Here is a 20,104-nt window from a genome sequence, read left to right on the forward strand (position 1 = left end):
TTAGCGTACCTTAAGGGTCGCCAGTCCAATCAGAACCAGCATTAACGAAATAATCCAGAAACGCACGATAACGCGAGGTTCCGGCCAGCCTTTCAGTTCATAGTGGTGATGGATAGGAGCCATGCGGAAGATACGTTGACCGCGCAGCTTAAACGATCCTACCTGCAATATGACCGACAGAGTCTCCACTACAAATACCCCGCCCATAATCACCAGTAAGAATTCCTGACGTAATAGCACCGCAATGGTTCCAAGCGCACCGCCCAGAGCCAGCGAGCCGACATCGCCCATAAATACCTGTGCCGGATAGGTGTTAAACCACAAAAAGCCTAAACCGGCACCGACAATTGCCGTACAGACAATCACCAGCTCCCCCGCATGACGCAGATAAGGAATATGCAGGTATTCGGCAAAGTTCACGTTACCGGTGGCCCAGGCAACCAGACCGAAACCGGCCGCAACAAACACTGTTGGCATAATTGCCAGCCCATCCAGACCGTCTGTCAGGTTTACTGCATTACTGGTGCCAACAATGACGAAGTAAGTCAGTAACAGGTAGCTCAGGCCCAGTTGCGGCATGACATCTTTAAAAAATGGCACGACCAGTTGGGTCGCCGGAGTACCTTTACCAATCGCATACAGCGTAAAGGCCACACCTAATGCAATCACCGACTGCCAGAAATATTTCCAGCGGGCAATCAGGCCTTTGGTGTCTTTACGTACCACTTTGCGGTAATCATCTATAAACCCGATGATGCCGTAACCGATCAGCACGACCAGTACACACCAGACATAAGGGTTAGACGGATACGCCCACATCAGGACCGAAATGGTGATTGACGTCAGAATCATCAGTCCACCCATTGTCGGCGTACCACGCTTGCTGAAATGCGACTCCGGACCGTCGTTACGAACCACCTGACCAATTTGCAGTTTTTGTAGCCATGCGATCAAACGTGGCCCCATCCACAGACTGATAAACAACGAGGTCAGCAGACTGACAATGGCGCGAAACGTCAGGTACGAAAAGATATTAAATCCTGAGTAGAGGGAAACCAGGTGTTCAGCCAACCAGACTAACATGTGCCTTTCTCCTGTAATTGCTGAACCACTTCTTCCATAGCAGCACTTCTCGAACCTTTGATCAAAATGGTAACTTCCTGATGTTCAGATAATAATTTCCACAACCGCGCAATCAGCGCCGGTTTGCCAGTAAAATGTTCACCCTGCTGACTTTCCTGAGAGATAAAACGGCTCAGTGTTCCAACGCTCAATACTTTATCAATACCGGCTTCCCGTGCAGCAACGCCAACCGCACGGTGGCACTGTTCAGCTTCATCGCCTAACTCTGCCATATCGCCAACCACCATAATCCGGTAACCCGGCATCTCGCCCAGCACTTGCGCTGCTGCCGTCATTGAACCGACATTCGCATTGTAACTGTCGTCCAACAGTTGCTGTTGTTCAGACAATCGGACAGGGAAGAGTCGTCCGGGTACCGGTTGCAGATCACTGAGCCCGGTCGCAATCGCGGACAAAGGCGCCCCCACAGCCAGAGAGAGAGCCGCCGCAGCCAGGGCATTAGCGATGTTATGCCGGCCAGGCAGTGGCAGACGAACCGCGACGCTACCCTGCGGGGTGTACAGAGTAAATGCAGTACCCGTTCCACTGACGATAATATCGCGGGCATGGAAATCTGCCGACGATTCCACCGCAGGGGAAAAACGCCAAACGGTCTTATCCGACAACTGTGTCTGCCAGTGCGGCCAGTCATTGCTGTCATCATTGAGGATGGCAATCCCTTTTTGCGGCAGACCGCTAAAAATCTCGCCTTTAGCCTTGGCAACACCGGCCAGCGATCCAAAACCTTCAAGATGTGCTGCGGCCAGATTATTCACCAGTGCTGCTTCAGGACGAACCATCGCAGTGGTATAGGCTATTTCACCCTGATGATTCGCGCCCAGTTCAATCACCGCATATTCATGTTCCGGCGTCAGACGCAGCAGAGTCATAGGTACGCCGATGTCATTATTCAGGTTGCCCGCGGTGTACAGGGTATTACCGCATTGCTTCAGAATCGATGCGGTCATCTCTTTAACCGAGGTTTTCCCGGATGAACCTGTCAGAGCAACCACCCGCGCTGGCACCTGCTGGCGAACAAACGCAGCCAGTTCACCAAAGGCAATACGGGTATCTCTGACCACCACCTGGGGGATATCTGTCGGCAGTGGTTTGCTGACCATCAACGCGGCTGCTCCCGCTTTCAGGGCATCGTTGATAAAATCATGAGCATCGAAGCGTTCACCGATTAAAGCAACAAACAGGCATCCTGGCGTGACTTTACGGGTATCGGTGGTAACCGAAGAAAAGCTCAACGCCGAATCTCCGGATAGCTGACCACCGGTCAGGGTGGCCAGTTGCTGCAGGGTCATCGCAATCATGCCAACACCCCCAGTAATGAAGCTACGGTCGCTCTGTCTGAATAATCCAGACGGCGCTGGCCGATGATCTGATAATCTTCATGCCCCTTGCCTGCCACCAGAACGATATCCTGAGGACCAGCCTGCATCAGGGCGTGGGTGACGGCACGGGCACGACCGGGAACCACCAGCGCTCTGCCCGGGTCCAGCAACCCGCTGAGAATGTCATTAACAATCGCCTGCGCATCTTCGCTGCGGGGGTTGTCATCGGTCACAATCACCTGATCGGCCAGCTGTTCGGCAATCGCCCCCATTAACGGGCGCTTACCTTTGTCACGATCACCACCACATCCAAAAACACACCACAGTTTACCACTGCAGTGTAACCGGCTCGCTGCCAGTGCTTTTTCCAGCGCATCCGGAGTATGGGCATAATCGACCACCACCGTCGGACGGCCGTCGGCATGGAAAACTTCCATCCGCCCACAGACAGGCTGTAACCGGGCAGCAGTGTCACGCAACCGTTCCAGCGGATAACCTAATGCCAGCAGAGTCGCCATCGCCATCAGCATATTGCTGACATTAAATGCTCCCATCAGCTGACTGGTAAATTCTCCGCCACCCCAGTCAGAACGAAAAGTAACCTTTGCCCCTTTATCCAGATACTCTACGTGACAAGCCTCCAACCGGCGACCATGATGGCCGGCAGGAATTTGCCCTTGCATGCTGACGGCGACGGCATCGGTCAGTTTTCCCAGCCAGCGGCGTCCTGTCTCATCATCAGCATTAATAATCGATTGTCCGACCTGATGATCGGCAAACAGCGACCATTTTGCAGCTTCGTAACTTTGCATATCACCATGATAATCCAGGTGATCACGGCTCAGATTGGTAAATACGGCCGCCGCAAACGGCAAGGCAGCAACACGATGCTGGACCAGCCCGTGAGACGAAACTTCCATGGCGGTCAGTGTGGCCCCTTGCTCCGCTAATCCAGCTAAAACCTGCTGGATATCTACCGCAGAACCGGTGGTATTTTCGCTCGGTGTCAGATGTCCGTACAAGCCATTACCGACTGTCCCCATTACCGCACCGGTTTCTCCCAGCAGATTAGCCCACTGAGCCAGCAGCTGGCTGGTCGTGGTTTTACCATTGGTACCGGTGATTCCGATTACTGTCTGTTTTTCTGCAGGATTTTCATAGAAACGACCCGCCAGTGCAGACAGGCGCTGCGATAATTGCTTCAGATAGATGACCGGCACGCCATGCAGTTCTTTGATATCACCATCCGCAGCCTCGCCTTCAGCTTCGGCAATCACTGCGGCCACACCCTGAGCAATGGCCTGAGGGATATAGTGACGTCCGTCGACGCTATGCCCGGCCACAGCCACAAACAGATCGCCGGCAGCCGCCGTGCGGCTGTCCAGTGTCATTTCCTTCAGCTGACGTTCCGGCGCACCCGGCACCCACGGGGCCAGCAGGTCGCGCAAGTTACGATCTGTCACTTTCGTCCTCATTTCTGTTATCCACGAAATCGTTTTTGTCATTGGCAGGTAATGCATCCGGTTCGATATTCATCGTTCGCAATACGCCACCCATGATGGCGCCGAAAACCGGTGCAGATACCGCACCACCGTAATATTTGCCGGCCTGTGGATCGTTAATCACCACAACCAGCGCAAAACGTGGATGGCTGGCAGGCGCTACGCCTGCGGTATAAGCAATATACTTGTTAATGTACTGACCATCCGGACCGACTTTTTTCGCGGTCCCGGTCTTGATCGCTATCCGGTAACCCTTAATGGCAGCTTTAACACCACCCCCCCCCGGCAGTGCGACACTTTCCATCATGTGCAGTACAGTTTTCACAGTAGACTCGGGGAAGGCCCGCTCTCCTGCTACCGGTGGGTCAACTTTGGTAATCGATAATGGTCTGGCGATGCCGTAGCTGCCAATGGTGGCGTAGACACGCGCTAACTGTAACGGCGTTACCATTAGCCCGTAGCCGAATGAGAAGGTGGCCCTCTCTATGTCAGACCACCGTTGTTTTTTAGGGTAAATGCCACTGCTTTCCCCGACCAGCCCCAAATTAGTCGGTTTACCCAATCCAAAGCGCGAGTAAGTTTCTACCAGCGCAGAGGAGGGCATCGCTAATGCCAGTCTTGATACACCGACATTACTCGATTTTTGCAAGACACCTGTCAGTGTCAGTTCGTTGTAACGTGCTACATCCTTGATTTCGTGGCCGTTAATCCTGTACGGCACGGTATTGATGACACTATTTTCGCGGATAACTCCACGCTGTAATGCTGTCATCACTACCATGGGTTTCACTGTAGAACCGGGTTCAAAAATATCGGTGATGGCCCGGTTACGCATCGCATCTTTGGTGGTGGTACCCAGATTATTCGGGTTGTACGCCGGACTGTTTGCCATGGCCAGCACTTCTCCGGTGTTCACGTCGACCAGAACCGCTGAACCTGATTCCGCTTTATTGAATGCTACTGCATTACTCAGTTCACGATACACCAGTGCCTGTAAACGCTCATCGATACTCAGTGTCAGGTTATGCGCAGCCTGGCTGTCAACAGAGGAGATATCCTCAATCACTCTGCCCTGACGATCTTTACGTACTGTTCTGACACCCGGCTGACCGGTCAGCCATTTATCAAAACTCTTTTCGATACCTTCAATCCCGACACCATCAATATTGGTGAAACCGATCAGGTGAGCGGTCACCTGACCTGCCGGATAGTAGCGGCGGGATTCTTCACGCAGATAGATCCCCGGCAGTTTCAGTTTTTTAATGTACTCACCCACCGACGGATTGATCTGCCGGGCAAGGTAGACAAAGCGGCCTTTCGGATTAGAATTGACACGAGCGTAAAGCTGGTCCTGAGTCATCGACAGTGCGTCAGCCAGCGCCTTCCAGCGGTTATCAACTGTGACACCGCCTTTATCATTCAACTCTTTCGGATCGACCCAAACAGCATTCACCGGCACACTTACCGCTAAAGGACGCCCGGCGCGATCGCTTATCATGCCACGGGAGGTCGGCACAGGTTGGACACGTAACGAACGAAGATCGCCCTCTTTGACTAAACGATCCGGATTGATGACCTGCAGGTAGCCAACACGTGTCACCAGCCCTACCAGTGCGGCCAGAATTCCGAGACACAGCAACGCAAAACGCCAGCTGATAAAGCTGGCCTTGTTTTCCGGTTTTCTGGACTTCAGCGTTTTTTTCGCGCTGCTCATGCCGTTATCGTTTTCCTATGGTTGAACCACAATATTTTCTTGAGAAGGATCAACATGTTGCATATGAAGTTTTTCAATCGCCAATCGCTCTACCCGGCTATGATCACCCAGCGCATTCTCTTCAAGGATCAGGTTTCGCCATTCGATATCCAGCGAATCCCGCTCCAGTACCATCTGTTCACGTTGGGCGGTCAGTAATCTGGTTTTATGGGTAGTTATCACCACCATCACTGCCGAAATCAGTACCGCAATAATGAGCAGCAAAGGTAATTTTCCGTGGCGTAGTAAATCTCCACCGATAATGCCGGGCAGGCTGTGACGTTCGTTACCGATCATTCAGCGGTCCTCTGTGCAATACGTAATACCGAACTGCGGGCCCTCGGATTATCAGCAACTTCACGCTCTCCCGGCACCAGCTTGCCCAGTGTTTTCAGCTCACGCCCGCCCAGTGCTTTCAGTTGAGCTTCTGTCAGCGGCAAACCGGAAGGGACCTGTGCACCACGGCTCTGATCACGCATAAAACGCTTAACCAGCCGGTCCTCCAGTGAATGGAAACTGATGACGGACAGACGCCCCTCCGGTGCCAGAGCTGTCAGAGCACCGTTCAATGCCTGTGAAATCTCTTCAAGTTCACTGTTCACCCAAATCCGGATAGCCTGAAAGCTGCGGGTTGCCGGGTGCTTAAATTTATCTTTCACTGGCGTCGCGTTATAAATCACTTCCGCCAGTTCCTTGGTACGACTCATCGGTTGTTCACGGTTACGCTCAACGATGGCTCTGGCAATACGTTTAGCAAATCGCTCTTCACCATAGGCCTTAAGCACAAACGCAATATCCTGCTCTTCGGCCTGTAACAACCATTCAGCGGCTGATTGTCCGCGCGTCGGGTCCATTCTCATATCCAGTGGTCCGTCACGCATAAATGAAAAACCACGTTCGGCATCGTCGAGCTGCGGGGAAGAAACCCCGAGATCCAATAAAATACCGTTTACTTTGCCACGCAGTCCCAGTGAATCTGTGTATTCAGCCAGGCCGGAAAAAGGACCATGGATAATAGAAAAACGCGGATCATTGATTTCCGCCGCCGCTGCAATCGCCTGAGGATCTCTGTCAATGGCGATAAGCCTGCCATGTTCTCCCAGTCGGGAAAGGATCAGACGTGAGTGCCCTCCCCTGCCAAAGGTGCCATCAATATAGATGCCGTCTTCCTGAAGGTTGAGTCCGTTGACTGCCTCATCTAACAGCACTGTGGTATGTTTAAAATTTTCCGACATAAGCTATAGCGATAAATCCTGCAACCGCTCAGATAACACATCCTGAGCCGTCTCTGCTTCAATATCTTCCTTGATTTGTTGATACCAGGTCTGTTCATCCCACAGTTCAAATTTGTTGAACTGACCGACCAGCATGATTTCTTTCTGTAATCCGGCATGTTGCCTGAGTGTTCCTGCCAGTAACAACCGCCCTGCACTATCCATCTGACACTCGCTGGCATGCCCAAGTAACAGGCGCTGCACACGACGTTCAGCCGGGTTCATTGTCGACAGGCGGGACAGCTTTCGCTCAATGACTTCCCATTCCGGTAAGGTATAAAGCAGCAGACAGGGCTGGTGGAGGTCAATGGTACATACCATTTGCCCCTGAGATTCCCCGATCAGTATTTCCCGATAGCGTGTAGGTACTGCTATCCGGCCTTTACCGTCGAGATTAACCAGCGTTGCCCCGCGAAACATGAGTGTAGATCCCCTCAGTTAACCTGTTTCACCACTTTACCCCACAATTTACCACTAATTGAGTGTACGGAGCGGATGAAATCCTTGTCAAGCAACAACGGTCGCTTAATAACATTATTTCCTGCGGAAAATTCAGAGAATTCCAGAGACATCTTTGACAAAAAGCCGGGCCAAAAGAATTAACTCAATGAATAACTGCAATAATTTGAGAACACTGCGGGGAAGGGTTAATAAAAATCGGCGAAAAACGACGGAATTGTTAACTTCGGGCGGTGTATTCACGGCGGGCATTTTAAGGAATTTCTTACAGGAATCACAGCAGAGTTGCCATGATATTAGTAAAGCTAATCACCTTGTCGCCAGTTAAACTGGCGGGCGGCCCTGAAAACAGACCTTATCAGGCACAAAATCACGCTCTGAAAACTGAGTTATTGAGGCCGGCGCCCCAGTTTGCCACGCTGATAAAGATTACGGCGGATACGGGTCAGTCCCGGCTTAGGACGTTTGGGCTCATCAAGACTGGCCAACACTAATTCCAGTACACGCTCAGCAATATCCCGATGCCGCTGGCCGGCAGAAAGTACCGGGCACTCCAGAAAATCCAGTAATTCATTATCACCAAACGTGGCAATTGAAACATGACCTGGAAGATGACCATGAACCCGCAGGCAGGCATCCATCATTCCCTGTAACAGACCAAATGAAGTGGTAAACAACGCCGCAGGCATCGGATGGTTTTCCAGATAGCGAACAAAAGTATCTGCCGCAGCACTTCGCTCAAAACTGTTGCTGTAGATAAAATCTACCTGGCGACTGTCACCGCGCCAGGCATCACGAAATCCTTGTTCACGTAAAAAACTCACAGACAATTCAGGTAATGCTCCCAGAAACAATACATTGTCTACCGGCTGTTTGCGTAATTCGCTGGAAAGGGCAAACGCATCTTCCTGATCAGCGCCTACCACGCTGGTGAAATGCTCCCTGTCCAGGGCACGATCCAGTGCAATTATCGGTAATGAATCGCCCACCCAACGCTGATAAAAAGGGTGCTCAGGAGGCAGGGACGTCGATACAATTAACGCATCGACCTGACGTTGCAGCAGATGTTCGATGCACCGGATTTCGTTGTCTGGCTGGTCTTCTGAACAGGCTATCAGTAGCTGATAACCACGTTGTCTGGCCTGGCGTTCAAGGTATTTTGCAATCCGTGTATAACTGGTATTTTCCAGATCAGGGATGACCAGCCCGATAGAACGAGTCCGCCCTGCACGTAATCCCGCCGCCACTGCATTAGGCTGATAATTATGTTCCCTGACCACAGCCATGACTTTTTCTACCGTTTTTTCACTAACACGGTATTGTCTGGCTTTGCCATTAATGACATAACTCGCCGTCGTCCGGGAAACACCTGCCAGACGTGCAATTTCATCCAGTTTCACTTTTACCCCAGCGTCCAAAAAATTCTTCTGATGCCTGATCGACACTCTACTGCCGATCTAAACGCAGATGCTGCAACGGAGCAACCGTTTTGTTGATACCGATAAAAAAGGCCCGAAGAACGGGCCAGAAAGTATGGCAGAGACGTAATTTAGCCTTTAGCCAATGGTGCGCTCGCCACGGGACAAACCGATGACTCCGGAGCGAACCACTTCGACAATATCCGTCACACCACGCAATGTATTCAGAAATGCATCCAGTTTGTCACTGGTGCCGGCCAATTGCACGGTATACAGAGAGGCACTGACATCTACGATCTGTCCGCGGAAAATATCAGAACAGCGTTTAACTTCATCACGCTGGCTGCCTTCTGCCTTAATTTTAACCAGCATAATTTCCCGTTCGACACAGGCAGCCTGGCCCAGTTCACTGACCCGTAAAACGTCCACCAGTTTATGCAGCTGCTTTTCAATTTGCTCCAGAACCTTGGCATCGCCCACGGTCTGGATAGTCATCCGCGACAAGGTAGGGTCATCGGTAGGAGCAACCGCCAGACTTTCGATATTATAACCCCGTTGTGAAAACAATCCGATTACGCGTGACAATGCCCCGGATTCATTCTCAAGTAATACAGATAAAATACGGCGCATTATTCAGTCCTCTCGGTTTTGCTTAACCACATCTCATTCATTCCGCCGCCACGAATCAGCATCGGATAAACGTGTTCACTGCCATCGACATGCACATCCACAAACACCAGACGGCCTCTGGCAACGATATTCAGGGCTTCAGTCAGTTTCTCATCCAGTTCAGCAGGATTACTGATGGTCATTCCTACGTGACCATAAGCTTCGGCGAGCCGTACAAAATCAGGTAACGACTGCATGTAGGATTGCGAGTGACGGCCGGAATAGATCATATCCTGCCATTGCTTCACCATCCCCAGATAACCGTTATTCAGATTAAGAATTAATACCGGCAGTTCATACTGCAACGCCGTAGATAATTCCTGAATATTCATCTGGATACTGCCATCGCCGGTCACACAAACTACCGTAGCCTCCGGCACCGCCATTTTCACACCCAGTGCGGCTGGCAGGCCAAAGCCCATCGTGCCCAGGCCTCCCGAGTTAATCCAGCGACGCGGCTGATTAAAGCGATAATGCAACGCTGCAAACATCTGGTGCTGGCCGACATCAGAGGTCACATAAGCATCACCTTTCGTCAGGCGCCAGATAGCATCAATCGCGGCCTGAGGTTTAATCGTTTCACCCCCGGTCTCAAAAGCAAGGCAGTGACGCGCCCGCCATCCTTCAATCTGTTTCCACCAGTCACTGTGGTCTTCAGAAGTTTTGTCTCCGGCATTCAACAGTTCCAGCATCTGCTGTAACACCTGCCCGGCATCACCTACAACAGGAATATCCGCTGCGATGGTCTTGGAAATGGATGTCGGATCGATATCGATATGGATGACCGTGGCATCAGGACAATATTTTGCCAGGTTATTAGTGGTACGATCATCAAAACGCACTCCAATAGCGAAGATGACATCAGCATTATGCATCGTCATATTGGCTTCATAGGTGCCGTGCATACCCAGCATGCCAACGCTTTGCTGATGCGTTCCGGGGAACGCCCCCAGCCCCATCAGAGTCGTGGTTACCGGAATGTTCAGCGTTTCTGCCAGAGAAATCAGCGCCTGTTCACAGCCGGAAGTAATCACCCCGCCACCAGCATAAATCACGGGCTGTTTGGCCGCCAGTAACACCTGTAACGCCCGCTTAATCTGGCCCCGATGCCCCTGAGTTGTGGGGTTGTAAGAGCGCAGGGATACCTGCTCCGGCCAGTAATAGGGCAGTTTTTCTGCCGGGTTCAGAACATCTTTAGGCAGATCGATCACCACAGGCCCGGGACGACCGGACGATGCCAGCCAGAAAGCTTTCTTAATGATCGCAGGGATATCTTCTGTGCGTTTTACCAGAAAACTGTGCTTCACCACAGGGCGGGAGATCCCCACCATGTCACATTCCTGAAAGGCATCGCTACCTATGAGCGAGGAAGCTACTTGTCCGGACAGTACGACCATTGGAATAGAATCCATATAGGCCGTCGCGATACCGGTAATGGCGTTGGTTGCTCCGGGGCCGGATGTCACCAGCACCACTCCCGTTTCCCCGGTGGCACGGGCCAGGCCATCTGCCATGTGCACAGCAGCCTGTTCATGACGAACAAGGATATGGTCAATCCCACCGACAGTTTGCAGTGCATCATAAATATCCAGCACGGCCCCTCCGGGATAACCAAAAACCTGTTTTATGCCCTGGTCAATCAACGATCGAACGACCATCTCGGCTCCTGACAACATCTCCATTTTTGCCTCCAGGCGATAACTGAATTCACGGACACGCATGACTGACAAACGATAGCCTTCCGATAATAATATTCCCCAATGAAGATCAAAAACTTATACCATCTGCAAGATGATGGAATCATCTCTTCATTGCGTGTATACAGGAGGAAGACAGCATTTATTATCTGCATTTCATCCGGCTAACATAACCGCAGAAATGTTACCAGGCAAACCCCTGTCTGATTCAGGCGGATAAATATTTAATAAAAGTTACTGCGATCACGAACAACCAGCCCGGAATAAAACTACTACAGTGTTTTTTAGTAGTTTAATATTCTGACTTTATGAGCCACTGCAGTTAATAATGAAATTTAAGTATTTTATTCAGGTTATAAATTCAGTGCCCTGTTCCGCATATTTTTCAGGTAGCGATGTTATTCTCTGGGAATGAATATCTTTGCAAAACATTTCACTACCACCTCCATCCTCCGCGATAACTTCCACCTTAATAAACCAGAAATAAAAACATTAAATTTCAATCAATTACATAAGAAATTCATTCAGACACTCCGGGCTAACTACCCATTATTCAACCGGGTAACCGTCTCTCACAACAGATATCTTGCTGAGCTTAGGATGGCAGAATAATCCTCTGCTGACACTGGCGGAATAGCCACTGACTTTAAGTTGACATCAGCTACAGATTCCAGTACCAATATAGGCATACATTATTTTACAGGGTCTGAACTAATGATTCGTTTTATCCGCCTATCAGGACTACTCCTTCTCGCATTTAATGTGCGCGGTAGTTTTGTGGGCGGAATCAAAAAATGATTCGGGCCTGAAAACAGAAAAACCCGCGCCGCAGCGCGGGTTTTTTTATGCCCGTGAGCCGGAGCCATAAAACACACAAGGAATTTACGATGAGCGAGCAAGTCATTATTTTTGATACAACGTTGCGTGACGGTGAGCAGGCGCTGCAGGCCAGCCTGAGTGTCAAAGAGAAATTACAAATTGCTCTGGCACTGGAGAGAATGAAAGTCGATGTTATGGAAGTTGGCTTTCCGGTCTCTTCTCCTGGTGACTTTGAGTCGGTGCAGACTATTGCCCGTACCATCAAAAACAGCCGCGTTTGTGGTCTGGCACGCTGTGTTGAAAAAGATATTGATGCCGCTTATGAGGCTTTAAAGGTCGCGGAAGCTTTCCGTATTCATACCTTTATCGCTACCTCCCCAATGCATATTGCGACCAAATTACGCAGTACCTTACCAGAGGTTATCGAACGGGCCGTATACATGATTAAACACGCCCGCCGGTATACAGACGATGTAGAATTCTCTTGTGAAGACGGCGGCCGGACACCGATTGATGATCTGTGTCGGGTCGTTGAAGCAGCGATTAACGCTGGCGCCCGCACCATTAACATCCCGGATACCGTCGGTTATACCCTGCCCCATGAATATGCCAACATCATCTCAGCCTTAACTCAACGCGTTCCTAATATCGATAAAGCCATTTTGTCGGTACACACCCATGATGACTTAGGGATGGCCGTGGGCAATGCAATCGCTGCGGTACAGGCAGGTGCACGTCAGGTCGAAGGGACACTGAATGGTCTGGGTGAACGTGCAGGAAACTGTGCCCTGGAAGAAGTTATCATGGCAATCAAAACCCGCCAGCAGATGATGAATATGACCACCGGGATTAACCATCAGGAAATTTATCGTACCAGCCAGATGGTCAGCCAGATTTGTAATATGCCTATTCCGGCCAATAAAGCAGTGGTCGGCAGTAATGCCTTTGCCCACTCCTCCGGTATTCACCAGGATGGCGTGCTGAAAAACCGCGAAAACTATGAAATTATGACCCCGGAATCAATCGGCCTGAATCAGGTGCAACTGAACCTGACCTCGCGTTCTGGACGCGCCGCCGTTAAACATCGTATGGAAGAGATGGGTTATAAAGAAACGGATTATAACGCGGAAGCATTGTATGACGCCTTCCTGAAACTGGCAGATAAAAAAGGCCAAATCTTCGATTACGATCTGGAAGCCTTGGCGTTTATTAATAAACAGAATGAAGAACACGACCACTTCCGTCTGCAGGAATTTAATGTCCAGTCAGGCTCCAGCATTAGTGCCACCGCATCAGTGAAACTGGCTTGTGGCGATGAAGTGAAGGAAGAAGCGGCCACCGGGAACGGTCCGGTAGATGCCGTGTATCAGGCTATCAACCGTATCACGGGTTACCAGGCAGAGCTGGTCAAATATCAGCTGTCAGCCAAAGGCCAGGGCGAAAATGCGCTGGGACAGGTAGACATTGTGATCCGGTATAACTCCAGAAAATTCCATGGTGTCGGGCTGGCAACGGATATTGTTGAATCTTCAGCCACGGCAATGGTCAATGCCCTGAATAACATCTGGCAGGCCAAACAGGTTGAAAAAGAATTGCAGCGTAAATTTAAGACTGAAGCTAAGGAAACAGTGTAATTATGTCGACATCTTATCATATTGCAGTATTACCGGGTGATGGTATCGGTCCGGAAGTTATGACCCAGGCGCTGAAAGTGCTGGAAGCTATCCGCCAGCGTTTCTCAATTAACATCACCACTGCACAGTACGATGTGGGTGGTATTGCAATCGATAACCACGGCCAGCCATTGCCACCAGAGACCCTCGCGGGATGTGAAAAGGCCGATGCCGTACTGTTTGGTTCCGTTGGCGGTCCTAAATGGCAGCACCTGCCACCCGATGGCCAGCCTGAACGTGGTGCCCTGCTGCCTCTGCGTAAACACTTTAAATTATTCAGTAACCTGCGTCCGGCCGCTCTTTATAATGGCCTGGAAGCTTTTTGTCCGCTACGTAGCGATATTGCCGCGAAAGGCTTTGATATCCTGTGCGTTCGCGAATTAACCGGTGGTATCTATTTTGGTCAGCCTAAAGGCCGTGAGGGTAGTGGCGATCAGACACGGGCATTTGATACAGAAGTCTATTACCGCTATGAAATCGAACGTATCGCCCGTCTGGCCTTTGAGTCAGCAGCAAAACGTCGCGGTAAAGTCACTTCTGTCGATAAATCTAACGTGTTGCAGTCATCCATTTTATGGCGTGAAACTGTGACAGAAATTGCCAAAGAGTACCCGGCAATCGAACTGGAGCACATCTATATTGATAACGCGACCATGCAGTTAATCAAAGATCCTTCTCAGTTTGATGTACTGCTGTGTTCTAACCTGTTCGGCGATATCCTTTCCGATGAATGCGCAATGATCACCGGTTCTATGGGGATGCTGCCTTCTGCCAGTCTGAACGAACAAGGTTTCGGTCTGTATGAACCTGCAGGGGGTTCAGCGCCGGATATCGCAGGTAAAAACATTGCTAACCCGATCGCACAGATTTTGTCACTGGCCTTGCTGTTACGCTATAGCCTGAACGCCGGTGATGCCGCAGACAGTATTGAACGCGCAGTAAACCGTGCGTTAGAAGAAGGTCATCGTACCCGTGATTTAGCAGGTCAGGGTCCTTCTGTCAGTACTGATGAAATGGGCGATATCATTGCCCGCTTTATCACCGGAGAAAAATAAAAAATGAGCAAAACTTTATACCAGAAGTTATTTGATGCACATGTCGTCTATGAAGCAGAAAACGAAACCCCGTTACTGTATATCGATCGTCACTTAGTTCATGAAGTGACCTCTCCCCAGGCATTTGATGGCTTACGTGCTCATGGCCGTCGTTTACGGCAGCCCTCCAAAACCTTCGCCACCATGGACCATAACGTGTCTACCCAGACCCGTGATATCAATGCGTCCGGCGAGATGGCCCGTATTCAGATGCAGGAATTGATCAAAAACTGCGAAGAATTCGGCGTACAGCTGTATGACCTGAACCACCCTTATCAGGGCATCGTACATGTTATCGGCCCTGAGCAGGGAATGACTCTGCCAGGTATGACCATTGTCTGCGGAGATTCACATACCGCCACTCATGGGGCCTTTGGCTCTCTGGCGTTTGGTATTGGTACTTCAGAAGTTGAACATGTCATGGCAACTCAGACCCTGAAACAGGGCCGGGCAAAAACCATGAAGATTGAAGTCACCGGCGAAGCTGCCGTGGGCATCACCGCGAAAGATATCGTGCTGGCCGTGATCGGCAAAACTGGCAGTGCTGGTGGTACCGGTCATGTGGTGGAGTTCTGTGGCCCTGCCATCGAGGCTCTGAGCATGGAAGGCCGCATGACCCTGTGCAATATGGCGATTGAAATGGGTGCTAAAGCCGGACTGGTTGCTCCGGACGAAACGACCTTTAATTATCTGAAAGGCCGTCAGTTTTCCCCTACCGGCGAGCAATGGGACCAGGCAGTAACCTACTGGAAAACGCTGAAGTCTGACAGTGACGCGGTTTTTGATAGTATTGTGACCCTGGATGCTGCCGATATTGCACCACAGGTAACGTGGGGAACCAACCCTGGTCAGGTTATTGCGATCAATCAGGCCATTCCGGCCCCTGAGTCTTTCAGCGATCCGGTTGAACGTGCCTCCGCAGAAAAAGCCCTGGCTTATATGGGACTGGATGCTGGCGTTAAACTGACCGACGTCGCGATTGATAAAGTGTTTATCGGTTCCTGTACAAATTCACGTATTGAAGATTTACGTGCTGCAGCAGCCATTGCCAAGGGTCGTAAAGTTGCCCCGGGTATCGTGGCAATGGTGGTACCAGGCTCTGGTCCGGTAAAAGCTCAGGCAGAAGAGGAAGGTTTAGACAAAATCTTTACCGATGCCGGTTTCGAATGGCGCCTGCCAGGTTGTTCAATGTGTCTGGCAATGAACAACGATCGGCTGAATGCCGGTGAGCGTTGCGCCTCTACCAGCAACCGTAACTTCGAAGGCCGTCAGGGCCGTGGTGGACGTACTCATCTGGTCAGCCCGGCGATGGCCGCTGCTGCTGCCGTGATGGGCCGTTTTGCCGACATTCGTGAACTGAATTAAGGAGCTTCTGATGGCCACTAAATTTACCCAACATACCGGGATTGTTGCGCCTCTGGATGCAGCCAATGTCGATACTGATGCCATTATTCCAAAACAATTCTTGCAGAAAGTGACCCGTACCGGATTCGGTCAGCATTTATTTAATGACTGGCGTTTCCTGGACGATGCCGGGAAAGTGCCTAATCCTGACTTTGTCCTGAACAAACCGGTATTCAAAGGCGCCAGTATCCTGCTGGCACGCGAGAACTTCGGCTGTGGTTCTTCACGTGAACATGCACCCTGGGCACTGACTGATTTTGGATTTCGTACCGTTATCGCCCCAAGCTTCGCTGATATTTTTTATGGAAACAGCTTCAACAACCAGCTGTTGCCGGTAAAACTGAAAGAAGAAGAAGTAGATGAACTGTTCCGTCTGGTTGCAGAACAGCCGGGAATCGAATTCCTGGTCGACCTGGAAAAACTGGAAGTGGTCGCTGGTGGTAAACATTATCCGTTTACTCTGGACAGTTTCCGCCGGCACTGCATGCTTAACGGTCTGGACAGTATTGGCCTGACGTTACAGCACGAAGCGGCAATTTCGGCCTACGAAACCAGCCAGCCGGTGTTTCTGCGTTAAACGCAGGTTAGTCACCATTTTTAGCCGATACCCCCTCCTGTGAGGGGGTTTTCGTTTCCGGCAGGTTACGCCGATTCTTTCACCCGCCAGGTCAACAACAACGATACCAGTATCAGCCCCGAAGCCAGCCAGTAGATGGCCTCATGCCCCCACCAGTCACTGACACTTCCCTGCAATAACCCGGCAAAAATCATCCCGGTCGATACCGAGTTGGTAAACATCGTGGTCGCGACTCCGGCCCGGCCCGGCATCAGATCCTGGAACCACAACATCACCAGCCCGGCGACAATACCGATAAATATGGCATTCAGTAGCTGCAACATCAGCATACTGTGGAATGAATGAAACAACAGCATGCCCGGATAAAACAGCACCCCGGCAAATACCGCAGCCAGCACCAGAGGACGCTTACCGATGCGTTTCGCCAATAAACCCGCCAATAGCATCACAGGAATTTCCAGCCCTGCCGCAGTCCCCATAAAGATCCCGGCGACCTTTTCCTGCATGCCTAGTGTGCTGCTGATATAGAGCGGCATATCAATGATGTACATAATATTGCAGGTCCACATCAGCACCGAAGCAATAAATAACCGGCGAACTCCCGGGATTTTCCAGCCAGAAACGGTACTGCGGGCAATATCAGCCTCCGGAAAAATCTTCGGTACCGAAGGCAGGCTAAGCCGGATAAAACATAATGCAATCAGAAACAACGATGCAGCGACCAGATAGAGGGTTATAAACCCCCAGTTCAGCGCCAGTGCAAACGAAAGAGGAGGACCGATAACCCAGGCCAGCGACATCTGTGCCCTCATCAGTGAGCTGAACATCACGACTTCCCGCGAGGTATAGTCGGCGTATTCCCTGGCCAACGCAAAAATCTGAGGCATTACCACGGTCGAAAACGCTGACAGCAATAATCCCAGGCTGATCAGCAGCCAGTAACTGCGGGTAAACGCAAAAACTATCGCATTACCAATGGCCATCAGACAGCAAAGCATCAGTAAATTTCGGCGGTCTCCTTTCTTATCCGAACGTTTAGCCAGCAGGAAACTGACCAGAATTCCGGTAATGGCATTCACGGTAAAGAACAATCCGACCTTAAAAGGTGCTGCATGCAATTCTTTACTGAGGAACAGGCTCAGTGTTGGTGCCTGCAGTGCGCCGGCAATACTCACGATAAAGGTGACCAGCATAAAAAACACAAATACGCTGTTGCCTTTTGCAGGCTGAAGCTCAGGGCTTTGCATAAAAATACATCCGCATCCAGAGGTAACGATAGTTAGATCATATAACAAACAGGGAAAAGCCGGCAGAGATTGTCTGCCGGCAGAGCAATTAACACCCGAAATGTCGCAAATTTTTTGAGAAAGATGAACAAAAGACGGGGAGCACAGAAACAGCATCGCGGTCTTCCGTTCACCTGAAGTCTGCTCTTAATATAAGGAAATTAATATTGAGCAGTTTAAAAAAAGAGTTCCTCTTTTATGACAACCAAGCGACTGAAAGAGCAATTTATCCGATTATGGGAACTGAACCAGGGGAAGGATCAGCAAACCACGCTGGCTCAGTTGGCGGAACAACTCCATTGTTCAGCCAGGCATATCCGTAACCTGCTAAATCGAATGCAACAGCAGCAGTGGCTGCGCTGGGAGAGTCATTCCGGCAGAGGCAAACGTTCAGCGCTGTACTTTCAGATAACCGCCGGTGAGCTCCGTCAACAACAAGCAGAGGCATTGCTGGAACAAGACCAGACGGAGCAGTTACTGCAACTGACGGGAGTTAAGTCACGGGTAAAGCAGATGATACTGGCCAGACTGGGCCGCAGTTTCCGTCAGGGACGGCATATTCTGCGGGTCCCCTACTACCGTCCCCTACTCAGTTTACTTCCGGGGTCACCATTACGGCGCAGTGAAACTCACATCGCCCGACAAATATTTAACGGGCTGCTTCGTGTGGATGAACGTTCCGGCGAAGCCGTCCCCGATATTGCCCATCACTGGCAACAGTTATCACCCTTACACTGGCGTTTTTATATCCGCCCGGCGGTTCATTTTCATCACGGCCGGGAACTGAATGTCACCGACATTATTACCAGTCTGCAACGTTTAACCTGTCATCCATTATTTTGCCATCTGAAAAGTATCGACTCACCGGCAGCCTGGATAGTTGATATCCATCTGACTTCTGCCGATGAATGGCTGCCCTGGCTGCTGGGTAGCGTTGCCGCTCTGATACTCCCCGCTGAATGGCAAACCATGCCTGATTTTTCCTCTAAACCCAGTGGTACGGGTCCCTACTATGTGGTGGAAAATCAGAAAAGCCAACTGCGGATAGAAGCTTTCGACGATTACTTTGGCTATCGACCGCTCATCGATAATGTCACTATCTGGGTGTTACCTGAAATCAGTGAAGACCTTGTTTATCGGGGCCTGACATTACAGGGAAACGGGAGTCAGCAAACCGCCGGAGAAAGAAAGCTGGAAGAAGGTTGCTATTTTATGCTGTTCGATGAGCGCTCAGCAGTTGCTCAGCGCTCAGCAGTACGACGCTGGCTGAGTAATCTGTTAAATCCGGAAATTTTATTGCAACAGGCCGCCTCAGTACACCAACGCTTCTGGTCTCCGGCACGGGGTATGCTACCGGAGTGGCGACATACCCACTATGAATCTCTGACAGAAAAACCAGCAAGTCTCACCCAACTGACACTCTGCTGGTACGGTTCACATATTGAACATCTGGCCATTGTGAAAATTGTCACTCCCCTGCTCGCCAGCCATGGTATCCGGTTAATCAGCAAAGAGGTCAGCTATCAGCAATGGTTTAACGGCGATGCCAGTGCCGATTTGTGGCTGGGAAGTTGCAACTTTACCGCACCGCTGGATTGGTCGGTATTTGCTCAAATCTGCGAAATACCATTATTCCATCACTGTCTGGGGGATCAACTCACCCTGTCACTGCCACTCTGGCATCAGAAAAAGTTCAATACTGAACAGTGGTACCGGAAACTGCATAACCACCATCGTCTGCTGCCCCTGTTCCATCACTGGCTGACATTACAGGGGCAGAGAAGCATGCGTGGAATCCGGATGAACTCTCTGGGCTGGTTTGACTTTAAATCGGCCTGGTTTGTTCCTCCGGAACTTTGAGACTTTCACCGCAGGCACTAATTGACTAGAATAAGTTGTTCTCAACGGGGTGCCCACTGGTGCTGAGATATACCCGTAGAACCTGATCCGGTTAACACCGGCGTAGGGATTTGAGACTGACTCACTCAGATCCTTTGCGCAAAAAAATTCCCGCCTC

Annotated in this window: 16 protein-coding genes and 1 riboswitch; of the genes, 5 read left to right on the forward strand and 11 right to left on the reverse strand. The window is 50.7% G+C overall.

What is annotated here, in order from left to right; genetic code table 11:
* The 10 genes from mraY to ilvI form a co-directional block, all read right to left on the reverse strand.
* Positions 1-1,083: a phospho-N-acetylmuramoyl-pentapeptide-transferase gene (gene mraY / locus B3Z23_RS16180; protein ID WP_038023071.1), complete on the reverse strand. Its 1,083-nt coding sequence runs from the start codon at positions 1,081-1,083 to the stop codon at positions 1-3.
* The gene (gene murF, locus B3Z23_RS16185) at positions 1,077-2,441 is read right to left on the reverse strand and encodes a UDP-N-acetylmuramoyl-tripeptide--D-alanyl-D-alanine ligase (protein ID WP_294912189.1); all 1,365 of its coding nucleotides are present in this window, start codon (positions 2,439-2,441) and stop codon (positions 1,077-1,079) included. The genes mraY and murF overlap by 7 nt, the downstream gene beginning before the upstream one ends.
* On the reverse strand, positions 2,438-3,925 hold the full coding sequence (murE, locus tag B3Z23_RS16190; RefSeq protein ID WP_294912191.1) for a UDP-N-acetylmuramoyl-L-alanyl-D-glutamate--2,6-diaminopimelate ligase: 1,488 nt from the start codon (positions 3,923-3,925) through the stop codon (positions 2,438-2,440). The genes murF and murE overlap by 4 nt, the downstream gene beginning before the upstream one ends.
* Complete coding sequence (locus B3Z23_RS16195) at positions 3,912-5,678, reverse strand: peptidoglycan glycosyltransferase FtsI (protein WP_294912192.1); 1,767 nt, start codon at positions 5,676-5,678, stop codon at positions 3,912-3,914. Before B3Z23_RS16195 ends, murE begins: the two co-directional genes overlap by 14 nt.
* A 15-nt stretch (positions 5,679-5,693) precedes the next feature.
* Positions 5,694-6,014 carry a cell division protein FtsL gene (gene ftsL / locus B3Z23_RS16200; RefSeq protein ID WP_038023081.1) on the reverse strand — a complete coding sequence of 107 codons (321 nt, stop codon included), beginning with the start codon at positions 6,012-6,014 and terminating at the stop codon, positions 5,694-5,696.
* The gene (gene rsmH, locus B3Z23_RS16205) at positions 6,011-6,952 is read right to left on the reverse strand and encodes a 16S rRNA (cytosine(1402)-N(4))-methyltransferase RsmH (RefSeq protein WP_038023084.1); all 942 of its coding nucleotides are present in this window, start codon (positions 6,950-6,952) and stop codon (positions 6,011-6,013) included. Before rsmH ends, ftsL begins: the two co-directional genes overlap by 4 nt.
* 3 nt (positions 6,953-6,955) lie before the next feature.
* Positions 6,956-7,411 carry a division/cell wall cluster transcriptional repressor MraZ gene (gene mraZ, locus B3Z23_RS16210; protein WP_038023087.1) on the reverse strand — a complete coding sequence of 152 codons (456 nt, stop codon included), beginning with the start codon at positions 7,409-7,411 and terminating at the stop codon, positions 6,956-6,958.
* A gap of 428 nt (positions 7,412-7,839) precedes the next feature.
* Complete coding sequence (gene cra / locus B3Z23_RS16215) at positions 7,840-8,850, reverse strand: catabolite repressor/activator (protein ID WP_038023439.1); 1,011 nt, start codon at positions 8,848-8,850, stop codon at positions 7,840-7,842.
* A 156-nt stretch (positions 8,851-9,006) separates the two neighbouring features.
* Entirely contained in the window at positions 9,007-9,498 is a 492-nt protein-coding gene (ilvN, locus tag B3Z23_RS16220) for an acetolactate synthase small subunit (protein ID WP_294912195.1), read from the reverse strand.
* Positions 9,498-11,219, reverse strand: a complete 1,722-nt coding sequence (ilvI, locus tag B3Z23_RS16225) for an acetolactate synthase 3 large subunit (protein WP_294912358.1) — start codon at positions 11,217-11,219, stop codon at positions 9,498-9,500. The genes ilvN and ilvI overlap by 1 nt, the downstream gene beginning before the upstream one ends.
* 902 nt (positions 11,220-12,121) lie before the next feature.
* On the opposite strand from ilvI, the gene leuA reads away from it, so the two are divergent.
* The 4 genes from leuA to leuD are packed head-to-tail and all read left to right on the forward strand — an operon-like array spanning position 12,122 to position 16,801.
* Positions 12,122-13,687, forward strand: coding sequence for a 2-isopropylmalate synthase (gene leuA, locus B3Z23_RS16230; RefSeq protein WP_294912196.1), 1,566 nt, complete (start codon positions 12,122-12,124; stop codon positions 13,685-13,687).
* Positions 13,688-13,689: 2 nt separating this feature from the next.
* A complete protein-coding gene (leuB, locus tag B3Z23_RS16235; RefSeq protein ID WP_294912197.1) occupies positions 13,690-14,781 on the forward strand; it encodes a 3-isopropylmalate dehydrogenase in 1,092 nt (363 codons plus the stop codon).
* 3 nt (positions 14,782-14,784) lie between these two features.
* Positions 14,785-16,185 (forward strand): 3-isopropylmalate dehydratase large subunit, encoded by a 1,401-nt coding sequence (gene leuC, locus B3Z23_RS16240; RefSeq protein WP_294912198.1) that lies wholly within the window; start codon positions 14,785-14,787, stop codon positions 16,183-16,185.
* Positions 16,186-16,195: 10 nt separating this feature from the next.
* Positions 16,196-16,801 (forward strand): 3-isopropylmalate dehydratase small subunit, encoded by a 606-nt coding sequence (gene leuD, locus B3Z23_RS16245; protein ID WP_294912199.1) that lies wholly within the window; start codon positions 16,196-16,198, stop codon positions 16,799-16,801.
* Between the two features lie 65 nt (positions 16,802-16,866).
* Here the strand turns inward: leuD and B3Z23_RS16250 are convergent, their stop codons facing one another.
* Positions 16,867-18,048 (reverse strand): MFS transporter, encoded by a 1,182-nt coding sequence (locus B3Z23_RS16250; RefSeq protein ID WP_294912200.1) that lies wholly within the window; start codon positions 18,046-18,048, stop codon positions 16,867-16,869.
* 237 nt (positions 18,049-18,285) lie between these two features.
* On the opposite strand from B3Z23_RS16250, the gene sgrR reads away from it, so the two are divergent.
* A complete protein-coding gene (sgrR, locus tag B3Z23_RS16255) occupies positions 18,286-19,947 on the forward strand; it encodes an HTH-type transcriptional regulator SgrR (protein WP_294912201.1) in 1,662 nt (553 codons plus the stop codon).
* 35 nt (positions 19,948-19,982) lie between these two features.
* A riboswitch (TPP riboswitch) is annotated at positions 19,983-20,074 on the forward strand.
* Positions 20,075-20,104: the final 30 nt, after the last annotated feature.

This window comes from Tatumella sp. UBA2305 (assembly GCF_002345795.1).
Lineage (GTDB): Bacteria > Pseudomonadota > Gammaproteobacteria > Enterobacterales > Enterobacteriaceae > Tatumella > Tatumella morbirosei.

What these genes read in the sequence shown, in the direction of transcription:
- mraY (WP_038023071.1), bottom strand. Translation starts at nt 1,083, where the DNA reads ATGTTAGTCTGGTTGGCTGAACACCTGGTTTCCCTCTACTCAGGATTT.
- murF (WP_294912189.1), bottom strand. Translation starts at nt 2,441, where the DNA reads ATGATTGCGATGACCCTGCAGCAACTGGCCACCCTGACCGGTGGTCAG.
- B3Z23_RS16195 (WP_294912192.1), bottom strand. Translation starts at nt 5,678, where the DNA reads ATGAGCAGCGCGAAAAAAACGCTGAAGTCCAGAAAACCGGAAAACAAG.
- ftsL (WP_038023081.1), bottom strand. Translation starts at nt 6,014, where the DNA reads ATGATCGGTAACGAACGTCACAGCCTGCCCGGCATTATCGGTGGAGAT.
- rsmH (WP_038023084.1), bottom strand. Translation starts at nt 6,952, where the DNA reads ATGTCGGAAAATTTTAAACATACCACAGTGCTGTTAGATGAGGCAGTC.
- mraZ (WP_038023087.1), bottom strand. Translation starts at nt 7,411, where the DNA reads ATGTTTCGCGGGGCAACGCTGGTTAATCTCGACGGTAAAGGCCGGATA.
- ilvN (WP_294912195.1), bottom strand. Translation starts at nt 9,498, where the DNA reads ATGCGCCGTATTTTATCTGTATTACTTGAGAATGAATCCGGGGCATTG.
- ilvI (WP_294912358.1), bottom strand. Translation starts at nt 11,219, where the DNA reads ATGGAGATGTTGTCAGGAGCCGAGATGGTCGTTCGATCGTTGATTGAC.
- leuA (WP_294912196.1), top strand. Translation starts at nt 12,122, where the DNA reads ATGAGCGAGCAAGTCATTATTTTTGATACAACGTTGCGTGACGGTGAG.
- leuB (WP_294912197.1), top strand. Translation starts at nt 13,690, where the DNA reads ATGTCGACATCTTATCATATTGCAGTATTACCGGGTGATGGTATCGGT.
- leuC (WP_294912198.1), top strand. Translation starts at nt 14,785, where the DNA reads ATGAGCAAAACTTTATACCAGAAGTTATTTGATGCACATGTCGTCTAT.
- leuD (WP_294912199.1), top strand. Translation starts at nt 16,196, where the DNA reads ATGGCCACTAAATTTACCCAACATACCGGGATTGTTGCGCCTCTGGAT.
- B3Z23_RS16250 (WP_294912200.1), bottom strand. Translation starts at nt 18,048, where the DNA reads ATGCAAAGCCCTGAGCTTCAGCCTGCAAAAGGCAACAGCGTATTTGTG.
- sgrR (WP_294912201.1), top strand. Translation starts at nt 18,286, where the DNA reads ATGACAACCAAGCGACTGAAAGAGCAATTTATCCGATTATGGGAACTG.